Source organism: Catellatospora chokoriensis, assembly GCF_011297315.1.
GTDB classification, from domain to species: Bacteria; Actinomycetota; Actinomycetes; order Mycobacteriales; family Micromonosporaceae; genus Catellatospora; species Catellatospora citrea.
This window is the reverse complement of sequence record NZ_JAAOTI010000003.1, coordinates 38,354-56,661: the sequence shown is the minus strand read 5'-3', so window position 1 is coordinate 56,661 and position 18,308 is coordinate 38,354. Positions and strand designations below refer to the sequence as shown.

At 71.9% G+C, this 18,308-nt stretch carries 17 protein-coding genes; 9 read left to right on the top strand and 8 right to left on the bottom strand.

All coding sequences use genetic code 11. The features are described 5' to 3' along the window. The first annotated feature begins 95 nt into the window (after positions 1–95). Together HAV39_RS05250 and HAV39_RS05245 are read left to right on the top strand one after the other, a co-directional pair. Positions 96–797, top strand: coding sequence for a trimeric intracellular cation channel family protein (locus HAV39_RS05250; RefSeq protein ID WP_191838048.1), 702 nt, complete (start codon positions 96–98; stop codon positions 795–797). 142 nt (positions 798–939) lie between these two features. Continuing rightward, on the top strand, positions 940–2,490 hold the full coding sequence (locus tag HAV39_RS05245; protein WP_308440897.1) for an alkaline phosphatase family protein: 1,551 nt from the start codon (positions 940–942) through the stop codon (positions 2,488–2,490). A 76-nt stretch (positions 2,491–2,566) separates the two neighbouring features. Here HAV39_RS05245 and HAV39_RS05240 read toward each other — a convergent pair whose 3' ends face one another. Then, positions 2,567–3,478, bottom strand: a complete 912-nt coding sequence (locus HAV39_RS05240) for a GntR family transcriptional regulator (RefSeq protein ID WP_191838046.1) — start codon at positions 3,476–3,478, stop codon at positions 2,567–2,569. A gap of 170 nt (positions 3,479–3,648) precedes the next feature. On the opposite strand from HAV39_RS05240, the gene HAV39_RS05235 reads away from it, so the two are divergent. After that, positions 3,649–4,839, top strand: coding sequence for an FAD-dependent monooxygenase (locus HAV39_RS05235; protein ID WP_191838045.1), 1,191 nt, complete (start codon positions 3,649–3,651; stop codon positions 4,837–4,839). A gap of 95 nt (positions 4,840–4,934) precedes the next feature. Here HAV39_RS05235 and HAV39_RS05230 read toward each other — a convergent pair whose 3' ends face one another. From HAV39_RS05230 to HAV39_RS05205, 6 genes are all read right to left on the bottom strand, one after another. After that, on the bottom strand, positions 4,935–5,171 hold the full coding sequence (locus HAV39_RS05230) for a hypothetical protein (RefSeq protein WP_191838044.1): 237 nt from the start codon (positions 5,169–5,171) through the stop codon (positions 4,935–4,937). Between the two features lie 107 nt (positions 5,172–5,278). After that, positions 5,279–6,226 carry a TolB family protein gene (locus HAV39_RS05225; RefSeq protein ID WP_191838043.1) on the bottom strand — a complete coding sequence of 316 codons (948 nt, stop codon included), beginning with the start codon at positions 6,224–6,226 and terminating at the stop codon, positions 5,279–5,281. A 165-nt stretch (positions 6,227–6,391) separates the two neighbouring features. Then, positions 6,392–6,973 (bottom strand): antibiotic biosynthesis monooxygenase, encoded by a 582-nt coding sequence (locus HAV39_RS05220; RefSeq protein ID WP_191838042.1) that lies wholly within the window; start codon positions 6,971–6,973, stop codon positions 6,392–6,394. A 14-nt stretch (positions 6,974–6,987) separates the two neighbouring features. Then, on the bottom strand, positions 6,988–9,219 hold the full coding sequence (locus tag HAV39_RS05215) for a xanthine dehydrogenase family protein molybdopterin-binding subunit (RefSeq protein ID WP_191838041.1): 2,232 nt from the start codon (positions 9,217–9,219) through the stop codon (positions 6,988–6,990). Further along, the gene (locus HAV39_RS05210) at positions 9,216–10,211 is read right to left on the bottom strand and encodes an FAD binding domain-containing protein (RefSeq protein WP_191838040.1); all 996 of its coding nucleotides are present in this window, start codon (positions 10,209–10,211) and stop codon (positions 9,216–9,218) included. Before HAV39_RS05210 ends, HAV39_RS05215 begins: the two co-directional genes overlap by 4 nt. Then, positions 10,198–10,722, bottom strand: coding sequence for a (2Fe-2S)-binding protein (locus HAV39_RS05205; RefSeq protein WP_373311812.1), 525 nt, complete (start codon positions 10,720–10,722; stop codon positions 10,198–10,200). Before HAV39_RS05205 ends, HAV39_RS05210 begins: the two co-directional genes overlap by 14 nt. Before the next feature lie 189 nt (positions 10,723–10,911). Here HAV39_RS05205 and HAV39_RS05200 point away from each other — a divergent pair, with 189 nt between their 5' ends. Both HAV39_RS05200 and HAV39_RS05195 read left to right on the top strand, forming a co-directional pair. Then, entirely contained in the window at positions 10,912–13,317 is a 2,406-nt protein-coding gene (locus HAV39_RS05200) for a phosphoketolase family protein (protein ID WP_191838038.1), read from the top strand. Next, complete coding sequence (locus HAV39_RS05195; protein WP_239120767.1) at positions 13,314–14,237, top strand: universal stress protein; 924 nt, start codon at positions 13,314–13,316, stop codon at positions 14,235–14,237. Before HAV39_RS05200 ends, HAV39_RS05195 begins: the two co-directional genes overlap by 4 nt. 131 nt (positions 14,238–14,368) lie before the next feature. Here HAV39_RS05195 and HAV39_RS05190 read toward each other — a convergent pair whose 3' ends face one another. Continuing rightward, on the bottom strand, positions 14,369–15,013 hold the full coding sequence (locus HAV39_RS05190) for a hypothetical protein (RefSeq protein WP_191838037.1): 645 nt from the start codon (positions 15,011–15,013) through the stop codon (positions 14,369–14,371). A gap of 101 nt (positions 15,014–15,114) precedes the next feature. On the opposite strand from HAV39_RS05190, the gene HAV39_RS05185 reads away from it, so the two are divergent. From HAV39_RS05185 to HAV39_RS05170, 4 genes are all read left to right on the top strand, one after another. Then, positions 15,115–16,806, top strand: coding sequence for a SulP family inorganic anion transporter (locus tag HAV39_RS05185; protein ID WP_191838036.1), 1,692 nt, complete (start codon positions 15,115–15,117; stop codon positions 16,804–16,806). Between the two features lie 62 nt (positions 16,807–16,868). Next, positions 16,869–17,525, top strand: coding sequence for a phosphoribosyltransferase (locus tag HAV39_RS05180; protein WP_191838035.1), 657 nt, complete (start codon positions 16,869–16,871; stop codon positions 17,523–17,525). After that, the gene (locus tag HAV39_RS05175) at positions 17,522–17,794 is read left to right on the top strand and encodes a DUF1876 domain-containing protein (RefSeq protein ID WP_120322181.1); all 273 of its coding nucleotides are present in this window, start codon (positions 17,522–17,524) and stop codon (positions 17,792–17,794) included. Before HAV39_RS05180 ends, HAV39_RS05175 begins: the two co-directional genes overlap by 4 nt. 49 nt (positions 17,795–17,843) lie before the next feature. Then, positions 17,844–18,308, top strand: coding sequence for a universal stress protein (locus HAV39_RS05170; RefSeq protein ID WP_191838034.1), 465 nt, complete (start codon positions 17,844–17,846; stop codon positions 18,306–18,308).

Below are 18,308 nucleotides of genomic sequence, written 5' to 3'. Positions count from 1 at the left end.
CCGGCAGGGCGCGCCACCGAATGCCACTATCCATCTCGTATCGTCCGGAACCGGCATACGCTGCAATTCGAGCCGGTGAGCTGAGGACGAGGTGGATGGACTGGAGATTCGGTGATTTCACGATCATCGACCTGATCGCCGCGACGACGAACGCGTTCAACGCCGCGCTGCTGGCCCGCCGGCCCGACCACTACAAACACTTCACCGTCGTCGGCATACTGCTGCTCGGCGTCATCGGTGGCCTCGCCGGCGGCATCGCCCGCGACCTGCTGCTCCTGCAGACCCCGGTGGCGCTGCTCAATCCCGCGTACCTGATCCTCGCCCTGATCGCGGCGGGCACCGCGCTCGCCATCGACTACCGGTCCGGCCAGGCGCTGCGGAGCGGGCTGTTCCAGTTCGCGACGTCGCTCGCGCTGCCCTGGTACGCGATCATCGGCGCGGCCGAGGCGCTGGACGCCGGGCTGCCCTACCTCGCCGCGGTGCTGATCGGCGTGGTCAGCGCCACCGCGGGCCGCTACCTCGTCGACCTCACCTGCCGGGTCACCCCGAAGCTGTTCATCCGCAGCGAGTGGTATGTCGGCACCACGATCCTCGCGGCGGTGGCCTACCTGGTGTGCGCCGCCGGGTTCCGGCTCGGCGTCTGGCCGGCGACGCTGATCGCGTTCGTGGCGGCGTTCGTCTTCCGCTACGCGGCGATGCTGCGCGGGTGGGAGGAGCCGGAGCCGTGGGAGCCGCCCGAACTCCGGGCGACAGAGAGCGAGCGTCCGCCCAAGGAGTTCGGATCCGGGCCGGACTGATCGGCTGAACCACGGAAATCCTGCGCTCGCGAAGTGATCTGGATAGGCTCGATGGGTTCGGTGCGGCACCCCCGTGGTTGGCGCGTGGGCGGCTCGCGAGGCGTGGACGGCCACGCCGCCGCTGGCGCCGTGCGCGGAGGGCATGATGGTGGGGCAGCGCGGGGACGCATTGTTCGATCACGTGGTTGTGGTCATGTTCGAGAACCGCTCCTTCGACAACCTGCTCGGATACCTGTACGAACCGGGGGAGGTCGCCTCGTTCGAAGGTGTGGCCGGCCGGGACCTGGCCAACCCGATCCCGAGCTACGCGCCGGGCGCCGAGCGCGGCGTGGTGCCGGTCCACGTGGCCACCTCGATGGACGCGCCCAATCCCGACGCGGGCGAGGAGCATCCGCACACCAACACCCAGCTGTTCGGCACCGTGGCTCCGGAAGGCAACCGCTTCCTGCCCGCCGAGCAGATGCGACCGCCGTTCAACGCCCCCGACGACCCGGCCCGTGAGCCCACCATGGACGGTTTCGTCCAGGACTACGTGAACACGTTCCGCAGCGAAACCGGCCGCCTGCCCGAGTACGACGAGTACGCCCAGATCATGTCGTGCTACACACCGCAGCAGGTCCCGGTCATCTCGGCCATCGCCCGCGGGTTCGCCGTCTTCGACCACTGGTTCTGCGAGGTGCCCTCGCAGACGTTCACGAACCGGTCGTTCTACCACGCGGGAACCGCCTCCGGCCTGGTGGTCAACGCCCCGTACGAGAGCTTCCCCCGGCACAACGACGCCGAGACGATCTTCAACCGCCTGGACGCCGCAGGTCTGCCGTGGCGCGTATACGTCGACCCTGGAATGCCGTTCTCGCTCACCGGAATGATCCACACGCCGAGGCTGTCCCCGCACTTCGCGTCCCGGTTCTCCACGCTCGACGACTTCTTCGCGGACGCCGAGCAGGGCAGGCTGCCCGCCTACTCCTTCCTCGAACCGAACCTGCTGCACGCGCACAACGACTACCACCCGGCCTACAACGCGATCATGCCCGGCTTCTCGGCCGACCCGCCCTCGTCGATCCTGGGCGGCGAGGAACTGCTGGCCCGCGTCTACTCGGCGGTCCGCGCCTCCGCCAGCCCCACCGGGTCGAACTTCGCCAACACCCTGCTCCTGGTCTCCTTCGACGAGCACGGCGGGACCTACGACCACGTGCCACCGCCCAGGGTCGTGCCGCCGGACGTCGCCGCGGCCGGGCAGATGGGCTTCCGCTTCGACCGCTCCGGCATCCGCGTCCCGACGCTGGCCGTCTCCGCCTACCTCGACCCGCGCACCGTCGTGACCGCCGAGTACCGGAACACCTCGCTGATCCGTACCCTGCGCGAACGCTTCTCCCTCGGCCCGCCGCTCACCGCCCGCGACGCCACCGCCGCCGACATCGCCCCGATCCTCACCCGCGCCACGCCCCGCGCCCAGGAGGACTGGCCCGAGGTCACCGCCCGGCCGGTGCCACCGCTGCACGACCCGCTGGTCGCGCTGGACCAGCCGCTCCCGCCGCTCGGCGAGTACCTGCTCGGGACCGCCATCGCCCTCGACACCATGAACACCGGCCACGTTCCCGACATCGACCCCAGGACCGCCACCGGCCGGGAGGCCCGCGCCTACATGGCAGACCGGCAAGCCAGGATCTGGCCGGGCCTGACTCCCCGGTAGGAGACCGCCTCGGCGACGCCACCGTGCTCCTGGTCCACCGACCGCCGTGGTGACGGGTCGGCACCTGGCCGTCCTTTCACGGCAGGATGCCGTCCAGGAAGCGGGGGAGGCCGTAGTCGAAGACGGCGTCGAGGCCGAGTTCGAAGTCGGGGATCGCGGCGATCCGGGCGACCATCGGGAAGCGGCCGGAGCCGAGCAGGTCGTCGAACGCCTGGCCCTGGCGCTCCATCCACTCGTCACTGGACATGCCGGTGTGCTGGGCGGCCTGCGCCTCGGTGGCGAAGCCCATGGCCAGTCCGCGCACGAAGGCGAAGACGGACAGGTGGAGGTGCATCATCTCGGTCACGGACAGCCCGAGCGGGGCCAGCGCGGCGAGCGCGAACTCGGTGTACTTGATGCCGTGCGGCGCGAACTCCGGCCGGGTGATCGACATCGCCGGGGCGAGCCAGTGGTGTCGCCGGAAGATGCCCCACAGCTGACGGCTGACCAGCGTCAGCTGGGCGTGCACCCCCTTGGGTGGCACGGCGGGCAGGGGCGCCTCCGCGAACGCGGCATCGATCATCAGCCGGACCAGGTCGTCCTTGCCGCGTACGAAGCGGTAGAGGCTCATCGTGGCCAGCCCGAACTCGGTGGCCAGGCGGCGCATGGACACCGCCTCCAGCCCCTCGGCGTCGGCGAGCATCAACGCGTGGCGTACCAGCTGCTCGCGGGTCGGCTCGGCGGCGGCCGGGCGGGGTCGGCGCTCGCGCCGGACGGGGTCGGCGGGCCCGTCGCGGTCGGTCACCACGGTGCCGACCCCGCGCACCGCCTCGACCAGTCCTTCGGCGCGCAGTGCGGCCAGCACCTTCGTCGCGGTGGCGAGCGCCACGCCCCACTCGGCGGTGATCTGCCGGGCCGAGGGCACCCGGTCGCCGGGGCGCAGCTGCCCGCCGTCGATCTGCGCGCGGATCTGCCCGACGATCTGCCGGAACGGGGGCTCGGTACTCACGCGTACTAGTACACCAGAGTCTTCCTGCTGCACGTTCACCGCGCCCACCTCGCTCGGTGTACTAGGTGGCGTACTAGTACACGTAAAGCCTTGTTGCAGCTCAAAGTGTTGCCTCTCTACGGTGTTGTCAGTGACGCAGTACAGCGTACACACAGACTGGGGAGAGACCGATGAAGAAGAACACCGTACTCATCTCGGGTGCCAGCATCGCCGGACCGGCCCTGGCGTACTGGCTGCACCGGCACGGCTTCGCGGTGACCGTGGTGGAACGCGCGCCCGGCATCCGGCCCGGCGGGCACGCCGTCGACATCCGCGGTGTCGCCAAGGACGTCTGCGCGCGGATGGGCATCATGCCCCAGATCACCCGCGACCGGGTGCACGAGGAGGGCTTCGCCTGGGTCGACGCGAGCGGCCGGCGCACCTCGGAGATGCCCGCGACGCTGGCGGGCGGCGAGGGCCTCGTCGCCGAGTACGAAATCCTGCGCGGGGACCTCGCCGACATCCTCTACGACCTCACCCGCGGCGACGTCGAATACCGCTTCGGCGACCGGATAACCGCGCTGACCGACGGCGCGGACGGCGTGAAGGTCGAGTTCCGCGGCGGCCGCACCGAGGTCTACGACCTGGTCGTCGGCGCGGACGGGGTGCACTCGGGGGTGCGCGCGCTGGCCTTCGGCCCGGAGGAGCGGTTCATCAAGCAGCTCGGCGCGTACACGGCGTACTTCACCATGCCCGCACAGGCCGACCTCGACCCGCACTGGTTCCTCATGCACGGCGTGCCCGGCGGCCGCTGCGCCGGCATCCGGCCGGAGAACGACCGCACCGCCAAGGCGATGCTGACCTTCCGCGCCGAGGGCCGCGTGGTCGACCCGCGCGACGTCGAGGCGCAGAAGCGCCTGCTGGCGCAGGTGTACGCCGGTGACGGCTGGCGAGTGCCGGCCATGCTCGACGCGATGTGGGACGCCCCCGACTTCTACTTCGACGTCGTCGGCCAGGTCCACATGCCGCACTGGACCAGCGGCCGGGTCGCGCTGCTCGGCGACGCGGGCTACTGCGCCTCGCCCATCAGCGGCCTGGGCACGAGCCTGTCCCTGGTCGGCGCGTACGTGCTCGCCGGTGAGCTGGCCGCGGCCGGCGGCGACCACACGATCGCGTACGCCGCGTACGAGGAGCAGCTGCGCGGATACGTCACGCAGTGCCAGAAGCTGCCGCCTGGCGGGGTCAACGGCATGCTGCCGATGTCGGCGGGCGCGATCCGGCTGCGCGACCTCAGCACCCGGGTGATGACCCGCCGCCCGTTCTCCCGCCTGCTGCAGATCCAGGCCGGCAAGGCCGACGCGATCACGCTTCAGTCCTACTGAGAACCGACGTCCCTACCGAGAACCGTCGTCCCGGAAGCCGCGCAGGCGGCTCCCGGGACGACGGCGTGCGGTGAGGACACGGCCCCCGGCCCGGATCAGCGCGGCTCTCCACCCGAGACGCTGCCCCGCGGTCCGCCGGGTGCTCCCCGGCGGGACCCGATCGCCTGCTGCAGGTCCGTCAGCTGGCGGGACAGCCGGACGATCTCCGCGATGAGGTGCCGGCCCCGCAGGCGCAGCGCGGCGAAGTCACGGTCGAAATCGCCGCGGGCCGGTCCGGCCGTGCCGGCCCGCCGTGCCATGTCGTTTCCGTTCGGCCTGTCGGCCCAGCTCATCTCGCGCTCCTCTCCATCGGATCGCACCTACCCCGTCCCGCCGGTCCGAAACGGCCTGTTTCCGTGCGGAAGGCGAAACTCAGCGTGGTGCCGATGGGCGCGGCCCGTCAGGCGGCGGGCGGTCCGAGGACGAGCGGTCCGCTCATCGAGTCGGACAGGCTCGCGTCGGCGACGACGGTCCCGTCGGGACGCAGCGTCAGCACCCCGTCGTCGAACTTGGCCAGCAGCGCGTCGGCCGTCGCCCAGACCGCGAGGTACGGGAACGGCTTCGCCTCGCCGGTGGTGGTGTCGATCAGCTGGACGTCCTCCTGCTTGCGCTGGTCGGTCAGCGCGACGACCTGGCGTCCGTCCGGCGACCAGGCGAACGGGCTCTGCGGCATGGCCTTGACCAGCAGCTCCCTGGTCGGCCTGCCCGTCTGGGCGTCGAACAGCTGCAGGCTCTGCACGAGCTCGGCGGCCTCGCCCTGGGAGCGGTCCGCGATCGGCAGGGCGACCTCCTTGCCGTCCCGGGTGAAGACGAAGGAGCACATGCTGCAGTTGTACCCCTGGCTGAACCAGTGCTCGGTGGTCTTCCCCGTCGCCACATCGGTCACCGCGAAGCCCATCGCGTGGGGCTCCTTGCGGTCGATCGTGCCGACGACGCGGCTGCCGTCCGGCGACCAGGGATCGAGTCCGAGGCCGAAACCGAGGGTGATGCGCCGCTTCTCCGTGATCACCTTGTCGCCGACGAGCTCGACGATGTCCAGCTGCTCGCCACCGGTGACGTGCCGCCGCCCGGTCGGGTCGAGGATGGCGCCGGGCGGCATGTTCATCCGCACGTAGGCGTTGCGGGACCGGTCGAGGACCCGGCTGCCCGCCGCGACGACCTGCCAGCCCCCCGCGAGCTGCTGCGGCGTCTCGTCGATCGTGGACAGCGACGGCGACGGCGCGGCCGACGGCGTCGGCACGCCGGGTCGCTGGGAGACGCAACCCGACAGCGCGGTGGCGACCGCGGCCGCCGAGAGCAGTCCGCCGATGATCGCCTTGCGTCGGGAATGCCGCAGTCGTCCGCCCATGCGCTCGCCTCCGTGGTGACGGCGCTCCCGCGCCCCGTGATCCCGATGGGACGACGGCTCCGCCATCCAGGTGTGGCATGACCGGCCCCGTGTCGCGGGACAGGACAAGCGCAACCGGCGCGACCGCGCAGACCGTCCATGTGCGCCTCCGGCCGGGCGGCCGGGTCAGCGGCGGTCGTAGAGGAAGCCGCGCAGGGCCCGGCTCAGCCAGGGCATGACCAGGTAGGTCAGGATCGGGGCCAGCACCAGGGGCAGGATCGCGGCGCGCAGCACCATCGGCAGCGGCAGCTCGCTGAGATGTTCCGCACCCAGCAGCTGGAACACCAGCACGCACGGGTAGACCCCGAGGAACGACACGATCGCCATCTTCCAGCGCGGCGGCGGCAGCACCGGGCGGCCGGGCAGGCTGAACCAGGTCTCCATGCCGGTGGTGGTCTCCCGCGGCTCGGCTTCGACGGCGATGCCGGCCAGATGGCGTACGACCACCTCACGCTCCGGCGAGGTCAGCCACCGGCTCAGGTCGCGGCCGTTGCGGAAGCGCAGCACGCAGTGGTAGCGCGGCTCCGCGCCCTTCGGTGCGTCCTGCGGGCGTAGCCAGGTCACGCCCTGGTGGCCGGGGAAACGCGCGGACGCCGCGTTGACCTCCTCGAGCCAGCGTTCGAAGTCGGCTTCCCGGCCGGGCGTGACCGCCCAGGTGAACAGCACCGAGACGGGTTCGTCGTCGGGCACGGGAGCGGGTTCGGTCACCGGCGGCCCCCGGGCTACAGCAGGGACTCGATGGTGATGGGCAGCCGGTGGTGACGGCGGCCGGTGGCGTGCCAGATCGCGTTGGCGATCGCCGCGGCGGTGCCGACCATGCCGACCTCGCCGACGCCCTTGACACCCAGCGGGTTCACCACGGTGTCCGTGGTCTCGATCGTCTCGATGACGACGTCGGGTGCGTCGGCGTTGACGGGGACCAGGTACTCGCCGAGGCTGGCGTTGGCCCAGCGGCCGTCGGGGCCCATGATCGTGCCCTCCAGCAGGGCGTGGCTCATGCCCCACAGCATGCCGCCCATCAGCTGGCTGTGCGCGGTCTTGCGGTTGAGCACCCGGCCCGGGTCGAACACCCCGATCAGCTGCCGCACCCGGCACAGGCCGAGGTCGGGGTCGACGGCCACCTGCGCGAACTGCGCGCCGAACGTCATCGTGCCGTACGGGGTGTCCACGCCGGGCGGGTTCCAGGTGCCCAGCGCCTCCGCGTCGGCCATGAACGCGCGCTGCAGCAGCTCCGCGTACGTCTCGCCGGTGGCGGGGCGGTCGCGCAGCGCCATCCGGCCGTCGCTGACGGCGACCTGCCGCGGATCGGCGCCGTGCAGCGGCGAGTGCTCGTCGGCGACGGCCTGGGCGATCAGCTGGTCGCGCAGCGCGGTCGCGGCGATGTGTACGGCGGCGCTGACCATGCCGGCCCCGGCGGAGCCGACGGCGGCGGCGGTGTTGGGCAGGTCGCTGTCGCCGTACTGGACGCGCATCCGCTCCAGCGGCACGCCCAGGCCGTCGGCGGCGACCTGGGTCATCGCGGTCGCGGCGCCGGTGCCGATGTCGGAGAAGCTGGACTGCACCACGGCGCTGCCGTCGGCGAAGATGCGGGCGCGGGCGCGCTGCGGGTTGCCGGGCGGGGTCACCGGGTAGCCGGAGCTGGCCATGCCCCAGCCGAGCAGCCAGTTCCCGTCACGTCGCGTGCCCGGCCGCGGGTCGCGTTCGGACCAGCGGGCCAGTTCCGCGCCGCGCCGGTAGCAGTCGCGCAGGCCCTTGCTGGACCACGGGTGCCCGGTCATCGGCTCGGTCTCGGCGTAGTTGCGCAGCCGCAGCTCCAGCGGGTCGAGGTCGAGTTTCTCGGCGAGCTCGTCCATGGCCGTCTCCATGACGAACATGCCCGAAGCCTCACCGGGGCAGCGGGTGAACGTCGGCGTCATGGTGTTGGCCTTGATCAGGCTGTAGACGCCCTCGTAGTTCGGGCAGGCGTAGATCTGCGAGGCCACGCCCAGCGACGGCTCGGCCCAGTCGTCGAAGTGCGAGGTGGGGGACAGCTTGTGGTGGCGGATCGCGGTCAGCCTGCCGTCGCGGTCGGCGCCCAGCGTGAGCCGCTGCTCCTGCTCCTCGCGGTGCCCGACGGAGCTGAACATCTGCTCGCGGGTCAGCGCGAGCCGCACCGGCCGGTGCACGGCCCGCGCGGCGAGCGCGGCCAGCGCGGGATGGTCCCAGATCATGGCCTTGCAGCCGAAGCTGCCGCCGACGTAGTTGGTGACCACCCGGATGTGCGACGGCATCACGTTGAGCAGTTCGGCGACGGTGTGCAGGGTGGCGTTGGGGCCCTGGGTGGCGTCGTAGAGGGTGAGCCGGTCGCCCTCCCAGACCGCGGTGGTCGCCGAGCACTCGATCGGGTTGTGGTGGTTGGCCGCGCAGTAGTAGGTGTTCTCGACCGTGACCGGTGCGCGGTCCAGCGCCGCCGCCACGTCCCCGCGGGCGATCCGGCCCGGGATGAACCCCGCGAAGATCTTCTCCGCCTCGTACGCCCGGTCGCGCCCCTGCTCCACGGTGGTGATCGACGCCGTCTCCCGGTAGGTGATGCGCACCAGCCGGGCCGCGTGCTCGGCCTGGTCCAGGGTCTCGGCGACGACCATGGCCAGGTGCTGCCCGGCGTAGTGGATCACCTCGTCCTGCATCGGGAAGAACGTCTGCCCGGAGGCCGCCGCCCCGAACAGCGACGGCAGCAGCGGCGGCACCGAACCGCCCTTGGGCAGGTTCAGGTGGTGCAGCACGGCCAGCACGCCCTGGGCCTGCTCGGCGTCGTACGTGTCGATCAGCTCCACCCGGCCGCTGGGGATGCGCGAGGTGACCAGCACGGCGTGCGCCAGCCCGGGCAGCGCGATCTCGGCCGAGTAGCGGCCCGCGCCGGTGACCTTCGCGTGCCCGTCGACCCGGTCCAGTGGACGTCCGATCGCGGTGGTCATGACGCCGCTCCTCGCGCGGTGAGGGTCTCCAGCGCCCGGATGATCGTGCGCTGCGTCAGCTCGATCTTGAAGGCGTTCATCGGCTGCGCCACGGCGTCGGCCAGCTCCGCCTCGGCGGCTCGCGCGAACGTCTCCCGCGTGGCGGGTGCGCCGCGCAGCACGTGCTCGGCCTTGCGGGCCCGCCACGGCTTGGTGGCCACGCCGCCCAGCGCCAGCCGCACCTCCGCGATCACGCCGTCGGTGACCGTCAGCGCGCAGGCCGCCGAGGCGAGCGCGAACTCGTACGACTCCCGGTCGCGCACCTTCAGGTAGAGCGAGTTGCGGGCCGCGGGCAGCGCCGGAACCTCGATCGCGGTGATCAGGTCGCCGTGGTTGAGCGGGTGCTCGCGCTCCGGGGTGTCGCCGGGCAGCAGGAAGAAGTCGTCGATCGCGATGGCGTGGTGGCCGCCGGAGTTCTGCACGTGGACCATCGCGTCGAGCGCGACCAGCGCCACCGCCGCGTCCGACGGGTGCGTGGCGATGCAGTGCGGGCTGGTGCCCAGCACCGCGTGCCCCCGGTTGACCCCGGCGATCGCGCCGCACCCGGTGCCCGGCTCGCGCTTGTTGCAGCTCGCGTGCGCGTCGCGGAAGTACGAGCAGCGCACCCGCTGCAGCATGTTGCCGCCCATCGAGGCCATGTTGCGCAGCTGCGCGGACGCGCCCAGCAGCAGCGCCTCGGACAGCATCGGGAAGCGCTCGACGACGACCGGGGCCAGCGCGACGTCGTTCATCCGGGCCAGGCCGCCGATGCGCACCGCGCCGTCGGGCTGCACCTCGATGTGGTCGATGGGCAGGGAGTTGATGTCGACCAGGCGCTGCGACGGCTCGGCGTAGATGCGCAGCATGTCGATCTTCGTGGTGCCGCCGGCCAGGTACGCGCTGGTCGGATCGGCGGCGACGGTGGCGATGGCGGTGGCCACGTCGCTGACGCGGGAGTAGCTAACCGGCCGCATGGCGGACTCCTCCCACGCCGTCGCGCACGTCGCGGATCGCGGTGCGGATGTTCGGGTACGCCGCACAGCGGCAGATGTTGCCGCTCATCCACTCGCCGATCTCGGCGTCGGAGCCGGCGTGCCCCTCGGCCAGCAGCGCGACCGCCGACATGATCTGCCCCGGGGTGCAGTAGCCGCACTGGAACGCGTCCTCGGACAGGAACGCCTTCTGCATCGGATGCAGGCTGCCGTTCTCGGCCATGCCCTCGATGGTGGTGATCTCGCGGCCCTCGCAGGCGATGGCCAGGGTCAGGCAGGCCACCACGCGCCGCTTGTCGACCCACACCGTGCACGCGCCGCAGGCGCCCTGGTTGCAGCCCTTCTTCGTGCCGGTGAGGTTCATGTGGTCGCGCAGGCAGTCCAGCAGGCTGACCCGGGGTTCGAGGCGTACCACGTGGGTGGCCCCGTTGACGTTGAGCACCACGTCGACCGGACCCGGTCCCTGCACGGCGTCCGGCAACTGGGAAGCCACCATCGCTCCTCCTCTTCCCGTTCCCGCGCTTCAGGTCACGCTATAGCAGCTGAACGGTCATATCAGGGCGAACAGCGATAGTTCGGCGCGCCCCTTGCCGGGGCCCGGGAACCCGGCGACCTGCGAAGACGCGCCAGGAAAGCGGACATTCTGCCTGCATGAGAGGCTCCGGCGGGCGAGGATCGGCACATGACGGTGACAGAGCGACCGGGCGCCGGGCACACCGCCGGTGTGACGCACCTGCGCGATGACGATCTGAGCAGGCTCGACGCCTGGTGGCGGGCGGCAAACTACCTGACCGTGGGTCAGATCTACCTGATGGCCAACCCGCTGCTGCGCGAGCCGCTGCGGGCCGAGCACATCAAACCGCGGCTGCTGGGCCATTGGGGGACCAGCCCGGGACTGAACATGCTGTGGGCGCACCTGAACCGGACGATCACCAACCGGGACCTCAACGCGATCTTCATCTGCGGCCCCGGTCACGGCGGCCCGGCGATCGTGGCGAACACCTGGCTGGAGGGCACCTACAGCGAGCTGTATCCGAGCGTGGACCGCAGCGAGTTCGGCATGGCGCGGCTGTTCCGGCAGTTCTCGTTCCCGGGCGGCATCCCCAGCCACGTGGCGGCCGAGGTGCCGGGCTCCATCCACGAGGGCGGCGAGCTGGGCTACTCGCTGATGCACGCGTACGGCGCGGCGCTGGACAACCCCGGCCTGCTGGTGGCCTGCGTGATCGGCGACGGGGAGGCCGAGACCGGGCCGCTGGCCTGCAGCTGGCTGGCGAACACGTTCATCAACCCGGTCACCGACGGCGCGGTGCTGCCGATCCTGCACCTCAACGGCTACAAGATCGCCAACCCGACGGTGCTGGCCCGCATCCCCGAGGCCGACCTGATGTCGATGCTGCACGGATACGGGTACCACCCGATCCTGGTGTCGGGCAGCGACCCGGTGCGGGTGCACCACGAGCTGGCGTACGCCCTCGACCTGGCGCTGGACGAGATCGCCGCGATCCAGTCGCACGCCCGCCAGGGCGCCGACGGCGAACGCCCGCGCTGGCCGATGATCGTGCTGCGTACGCCGAAGGGCTGGACCGGCCCGAAGGTCGTCGACGGCGTGCCGATCGAGGGCACGTTCCGGGCGCACCAGGTGCCGCTGTCCGGCGTCCGGGACAACCCCGAACACCTGGCGGAGCTGGAGCAGTGGATGCGCTCGTACCGCCCGGAGGAGCTGTTCGACGCCACCGGCGCGCCCATGGGCTTCCTTGCCCCGCTCGCGCCCCGCGGCTCCCGGCGGATGAGCGCGAACCCGCACACCAACGGCGGCCTGCTGCTGCGCGACCTGGTCCTGCCCGACATCCGCGGGTACGCCGTCGACGTGCCCCAGCCCGGCAGCCCGCAGGCCGAGGCGACCCGGGTGCTGGGCGTCTGGCTGCGCGACGTGATCCGCTCCAACCCCGACCGGTTCCGGCTGTTCGGGCCCGACGAGGTGAACTCCAACCGGCTCGGCGCGGTGTTCGAGGTGACCGACCGCGAGTTCGACGCGCGGATCTTCGCCGGGGACGACCATCTCGCGCCGACCGGCCGGGTGATCGAGGTGCTGTCGGAGCACCTGTGCGAGGGACTGCTGGAGGGCTACCTGCTGACCGGCCGGCACGGCCTGCTGACCAGCTACGAGGCCTTCATCCACGTGATCGACTCGATGGTCAACCAGCACGCCAAGTGGCTGAAGGTGACCCGGGGCATCGAGTGGCGGCGGCCCGTCGCGTCGCTGACCTACCTGCTGTCCAGCCACGTGTGGCGGCAGGACCACAACGGCTTCTCGCACCAGGACCCGGGCTTCATCGACCACATGGTCAACAAGAAGGCCGAGATCACCCGGATCTACCTGCCGCCGGACGCGAACACCCTGCTGTCCACGATGGACCACTGCCTGCGCAGCCGTGACTACGTCAACGTCGTGGTGGCCGGCAAGCAGCCGCAGCCGTCCTGGCTGAACATGACCGACGCGGCCCTGCACTGCCGCCGCGGCCTGGGCATCTGGGCGTGGGCCGGCAACGACGCCGGCGGGGTGCCGGACGTGGTGATGGCGTGCGCGGGCGACGTGCCGACGCTGGAGACCATGGCCGCGGTCGACCTCCTCCAGCGCTACCTGCCCGCGTTGCGGGTGCGCGTGGTCAACGTGGTCGACCTGATGCGGCTGCAGCCCGACACCGAGCACCCGCACGGCCTGCCCGACCCGCAGTTCAACGCCATCTTCACCACCGACCGGCCGGTCATCTTCGCCTACCACGGCTACCCGAGCCTCATCCACCGGCTCACCTACAAGCGCGCCAACCACGGCAACATGCACGTGCGCGGGTACAAGGAGGAAGGCACCACGACCACGCCGTTCGACATGGTGATGCTCAACGACCTGGACCGGTTCCGGCTCGTCATCGACGTGATCGACCGGGTGCCGGGGCTCGGCGTGACCGCGGCGGCGCTGCGCCAGTACATGACCGACTCACGCCAACGCGCCCGCGACTACACCCGCGCCTACGGCCAGGACGCCCCGGACATCACGGACTGGACCTGGCCGGGGCGGGGCGGGGTATGAACAGTCTGGACGCCGGCGCGGGACCGGCCATGAACACCGAGGGCGGTGGCGCCCGCCCCGTCGTGGTGGGGGCCGACGGGTCGGCGTCGTCGCTGGCCGCCGTCCGTATCGCCACCAGGGAGGCGGCCTGGCGGCACCTGCCGCTGCGCATCGTGCACGCCTTCATCTGGCCGCTGATGCACGTCACGATGGGGCCGTCCGAGGCGGGTCCGGGGGAGGGCGGGCTGCGCCACGACGCCGAACGGACCCTCGCCGAGGCAGTGGCGGTGGCCCGGGAGACCGACCCGTCCGTGTCCGTGCTCACCGACCTGATGACCGGCGCCCCGTCGCCGGTGCTGTTGCGGGCCGCCCGCGACGCCGACCTGCTCGTCATCGGCGACCGCGGCCTCGGCGGGTTCACCGGCCTGCTGGTCGGCTCGGTGGCCGTGCAGTGCACCGCGCACGGTCGCACCCCGGTCCTCGTCGTACGCGGCGAGGAGCGCTCGACCGGCGCCGTGGTCGTCGGCGCGGACGGCTCGCCGGACTCCGTGCCCACGATCGAGGCCGCGTTCGCCGAGGCCGAGATGCGCAAGGCGGAGCTGACCGCGGTGCACAGCTGGACCCGCGCCGGCGGGCACGCCCACGGCGAGCACCACGACCACAAGCACGACAGCGCGACCGTCGCCGAGGAGGAGGGCCACCTGCTGGAGCAGGCGCTGGCCCAGGTCCGCAAGGACCACCCCGACGTGCGCACCCGCGAGCACCTGGTGCGCGGCCGCCCCGCGAAGGTGCTGATCGAGCTGAGCAAGCAGGCCCAGCTCGTGGTCGTCGGCGCGCACGGGCGCGGCGGCCTGACCGGGCTGCTGCTCGGCTCGGTCAGCCACCAGGTGCTGCACCACGCGTACTGCCCGGTCCTGGTCGTGCCCCGCGCCAGCGGCTGACGCGCCGCGCCCTCGATCATCCGAATTGCCTGGCACCTGTGCGTATCTTGACCCGCCATTCGCCCATGTGCCTGGCAAGTCCGTGGACCTTGGTGTGCGATCGGCCCGCGCTGGCCGCTGCGGCGGGGTGATCAGCGAACCGCATGCACTCCGATCGACGGATCCAGCACCTCGGAGGAGTCCCAGCCGGGCTCGTCGCCCTCCGGGTCCACGACGGCGCCGAGGAACGCCTCCTCGACCGGCAGCAGCCGCTGCGTCAGCGCCGGGAACGGGTACCTGGCCGTGAACCGGGCCGCCGTGCGCCCCACCAGCAGCACCGACAGCACCGATCGGTCGTCGATCGGCAGGCCGGGGTGGACGTCGCCGCCCCAGTACAGGACCGGTGTCTCGGCGTTGCCGTCGGCGAACCGGCCCGCCCCGGCCAGCATCAGCAGGTTCGTCAGCGTGCCGTGGGTGTCGGCGTGGTAGTCGTACAGGTAGATCTCCAGCGCGCCGTCGTGGTGCCGGGCGAGCGTGAAACCGCCGGCAGCCCGTGCGGCGAGCAGTTCCAGCGGGGTCCGGGTCCGGCTCGCCCGGTACGTCGCGACGGCGGCGGGCGAGCCGGCGATCGCGGTCAGCTCCCAGTCGGGCGCCATGTCTGCGGTGGCCCAGCCCAGCCACATCTCATCCGGGTTCGTGATCACGTCGCGGCCTGGTAGTGGCGTGTGCAGCCACGCGTCGAAGCCTTCCCGCGACATCGGCATCCGGGTCGCGAGCATGTAGGACCGGCCGCCCACGGTGCACCTCCGTCGTCATCGGAACCGCCCGACCGTAGCCGATCACGGCGGGGCGAGGAGCACGGGGTTTCGCGGCGCTGCCCCGTGCGGTAGAAGTGTTCATGGCCGACAGACCACGATGGATCCCGCAGGCGCCCGGTGTCGTGACGCTGCGCTCCTACGACCGCACCTGGCTGCGCGGGGACGTGCTCGCCGGAGCGACGGTCGCGGCGTACCTGATCCCGCAGGTGATGGCGTACTCGGGCCTGGCCGGGCTGCCGCCGGTGGCGGGGCTCTGGGCGGCGCTGCCCGCGCTGGCGCTGTACGCCCTGCTCGGCTCGTCGCGGCAGCTGTCGGTCGGCCCGGAGTCGACCACCGCCCTGATGACGGCGACCGTCATCGCGCCGCTGGCCGCGGGTGACCCCGGTCGGTACGCCGCGCTGGCGGCCGGGCTGGCCGTCATCGTCGGCCTGCTGTGCCTGATCTGCTGGGCGATCCGGCTCGGTTTCGTGGCCGACCTGCTGTCCAAGCCGATCCTCGTCGGCTACATGGCCGGTGTCGCCATCATCATGATCATCGGTCAGCTGGAGCGGCTGACCGGCGTGCCGGTCGACGGCGGCACCCTGCTCGGCGAGGTCTGGACGTTCATCAAGGGCATGGGCCAGATCCACCTGGGCACGGTCGTGCTCGGCGCGCTGGTGCTGGCCTTCCTCTACCTGGTGCAGCGGCAGTTCCCGAAGCTGCCCGGCCCGCTGCTGGCCGTGCTGCTGGCCACGGCCGCGACGGCGCTGTTCGGGCTGCAGGACTACGGCATCGCCACCATCGGCAAGATCCCGTCGGGGCTGCCGCCGTTCGCGCTGCCGGACCTGACCGACTTCGCGGACCTGCTGCTGCCCGCGGTGGGCGTGATGCTGGTGGGCTACACCGACAACATGCTCACCGCCCGCGCGTTCGCCGCGCGGCACCGCCAGGAGGTCGACGCCGACCAGGAGCTGCTCGCGCTCGGCGTGGCGAACCTGGGCTCGGGGGTGCTGCGCGGCTTCCCCGTCAGCAGCAGCGGCAGCCGCACCGCGCTGGCCGACGCGGCGGGCGCGCGCAGTCAGGTCTACTCGCTGACTGCGCTGGTGCTGGTCGTCTGCACGCTGCTGTTCGCCAGCCCGGTGCTGTCGGCGTTCCCGACCGCGGCGCTGGGCGCGATCATCGTGTACGCCGCGCTGCGCCTGATCGACCTGCCCGGCTTCCGCAAGCTGGCCGCGTTCCGGCGCAGCGAGCTGCTGCTGGCGCTGGCCGCGTTCGCCGGGGTGCTGCTGTTCGACATCCTCTACGGCGTGCTGGCGGCGGTGGCGCTGTCGGTCGCCGAGATGCTGGCCCGGGTCGCCCGGCCGCACGACGCGGTGCTCGGCATCGTGCCCGGCGTGGCCGGTATGCACGACATCGAGGACTACCCGCAGGCACGTACCGTGCCGGGCCTGATGATCTACCGGTACGACTCGCCGCTGTTCTTCGCCAACGCCCAGGACCTGCGCAGGCGCGCCCTGGCCGCGGTCGGCGAGGCGCCGGACGTGAAGTGGTTCGTGCTCAACGCCGAGGCGATCGTCGAGGTCGACATCACCGCGATGGAAGCGGTCGAGGAGCTGCGAAACGAGCTGGCCCAGCGCGACATCGTCTTCGGCATGGCCCACGTCAAACAGGAACTGATGGACGAAATGGTGGCATTCGGGCTGGCGGAGGCGGTCGGCCGCGACCGGATCTTCCACACCCTGCCCACCGCCGTCGCCGCGTACCGCGCCGAACATCCGCAAACCTCCGTCTGAGTCGCGGAAGTCCTGGTCACGGCGGGTCCAACGGGACGACCATGGTGGGGGAGGGTGCCGCCATGTTCCAGAACCGCACGGACGCCGGGCACCGCCTGGCGCAGCGCCTGACCTGGCTCCACGACGCCGACGTCGTCGTGCTCGGGCTGCCCCGCGGCGGCGTCGTCGTCGCGGTCGAGGTGGCCCGCGCCCTGAACGCCCCGCTCGACGTGCTGGTGGTCCGCAAGCTCGGTGTCCCGTTCCAGCCCGAGGTGGCCATGGGCGCGATCGGCGAGGAGGGGGTCCGGGTGCTCAACCCGAGCGTGCTGGACGCCGCCAGGATCACGCCGGCTGCGCTGGACCGCGTGGAGCAAGCCGAACGGGTCGAGCTGGAGCGCCGGGTCCAGCGCTTCCGGCACGGCCGTGATGCCGAGCCGCTCGCCGAGCGCACGGTCGTGATCGTCGACGACGGCGTCGCCACCGGCGCCACCGCGCGTGCCGCCTGCGAGATCGCCCGCGCCCGGGGCGCGTCCCGGGTGGTGCTCGCGGTGCCGGTGGCCGCCCCGGACACGGCCGCCGAACTGCGCTCGGTCGCCGACGAGGTGGTCTGCCTGGAGACCCCGGAGCTGTTCATGGCGGTCGGTGAGCGCTACGCCGACTTCCGGCAGACCTCGGACGAGGAGGTCGTGGCGCTGCTGGAGGGCTCCGCGCACATCCTGGAGGGGAGGCACCCGCAATGACCGCGATCAAGCGCTGGAACATCGAGGTGTTCGTCGGCGAGGACGAAGGCCGCACCTACGCCGAGGCCCGGCTGCAGGACGACGAGATCGGCGACCGGCTGATCGGCGTCGGCCGCGCCAAGCTCAACCCGGACGACCAGGACGTTCCCGAGATCGGCGACGAGCTGGCGGTGGCGCGGGCGCTCTCCGACCTCGGCCACCGGCTGCTGGTCGTCGCGGCCGGGGACATCCAGCGGGCGACCAGGGAGAAGGTACGGCTCACACACTGACACGTCGTGGCGCGTTAGCGCCGTCCGGTCGAGGGGTAGGGGGCGCGGCATGACGAACTTCCGGATCGTGGTCGGAGTCGACGGTTCCGAGGGCGGGCGGCGCGCGCTGCGCTGGGCGGTGCACGAGGCAGCCGGCCGCGGCGGCACCGTGCAGGCCGTCGCCGCCTGGCGCTGGGACGAAACCGACGACGACGTCATCGGTTCGGCAGCCCGCGACATCACCAGCGCCATGCTCGACCGGGAACTGGGCGCGCTGCCGACCTTCCAGCGGGAGGGGGTCGCGATCGCGGGCGAGGTGGTCGAGGGCCGGGCCGCCGACGTGCTCGCCGCCGCGGCCGCCGACGCCGACCTGCTGGTGCTGGGCAGTCACGGGACCAGCCGGCTGATGCACACCGTGCTCGGCTCGGTCAGCGAGGAGTGCATCGGCAAGGCCAACTGCCCGGTCGTGGTCGTGCCGGTCGGCCACGAACTGCCGCACGCCGCCGAGCTGGCGGTGCCTGACCCGGCGAGCTGA

What these genes read in the sequence shown, in the direction of transcription:
- HAV39_RS05175 (WP_120322181.1), top strand. Translation starts at nt 17,522, where the DNA reads ATGACCGCGATCAAGCGCTGGAACATCGAGGTGTTCGTCGGCGAGGAC.
- HAV39_RS05250 (WP_191838048.1), top strand. Translation starts at nt 96, where the DNA reads ATGGACTGGAGATTCGGTGATTTCACGATCATCGACCTGATCGCCGCG.
- HAV39_RS05195 (WP_239120767.1), top strand. Translation starts at nt 13,314, where the DNA reads ATGAACAGTCTGGACGCCGGCGCGGGACCGGCCATGAACACCGAGGGC.
- HAV39_RS05180 (WP_191838035.1), top strand. Translation starts at nt 16,869, where the DNA reads ATGTTCCAGAACCGCACGGACGCCGGGCACCGCCTGGCGCAGCGCCTG.
- HAV39_RS05210 (WP_191838040.1), bottom strand. Translation starts at nt 10,211, where the DNA reads ATGCGGCCGGTTAGCTACTCCCGCGTCAGCGACGTGGCCACCGCCATC.
- HAV39_RS05215 (WP_191838041.1), bottom strand. Translation starts at nt 9,219, where the DNA reads ATGACCACCGCGATCGGACGTCCACTGGACCGGGTCGACGGGCACGCG.
- HAV39_RS05235 (WP_191838045.1), top strand. Translation starts at nt 3,649, where the DNA reads ATGAAGAAGAACACCGTACTCATCTCGGGTGCCAGCATCGCCGGACCG.
- HAV39_RS05230 (WP_191838044.1), bottom strand. Translation starts at nt 5,171, where the DNA reads ATGAGCTGGGCCGACAGGCCGAACGGAAACGACATGGCACGGCGGGCC.
- HAV39_RS05185 (WP_191838036.1), top strand. Translation starts at nt 15,115, where the DNA reads ATGGCCGACAGACCACGATGGATCCCGCAGGCGCCCGGTGTCGTGACG.
- HAV39_RS05225 (WP_191838043.1), bottom strand. Translation starts at nt 6,226, where the DNA reads ATGGGCGGACGACTGCGGCATTCCCGACGCAAGGCGATCATCGGCGGA.
- HAV39_RS05245 (WP_308440897.1), top strand. Translation starts at nt 940, where the DNA reads ATGATGGTGGGGCAGCGCGGGGACGCATTGTTCGATCACGTGGTTGTG.
- HAV39_RS05170 (WP_191838034.1), top strand. Translation starts at nt 17,844, where the DNA reads ATGACGAACTTCCGGATCGTGGTCGGAGTCGACGGTTCCGAGGGCGGG.
- HAV39_RS05200 (WP_191838038.1), top strand. Translation starts at nt 10,912, where the DNA reads ATGACGGTGACAGAGCGACCGGGCGCCGGGCACACCGCCGGTGTGACG.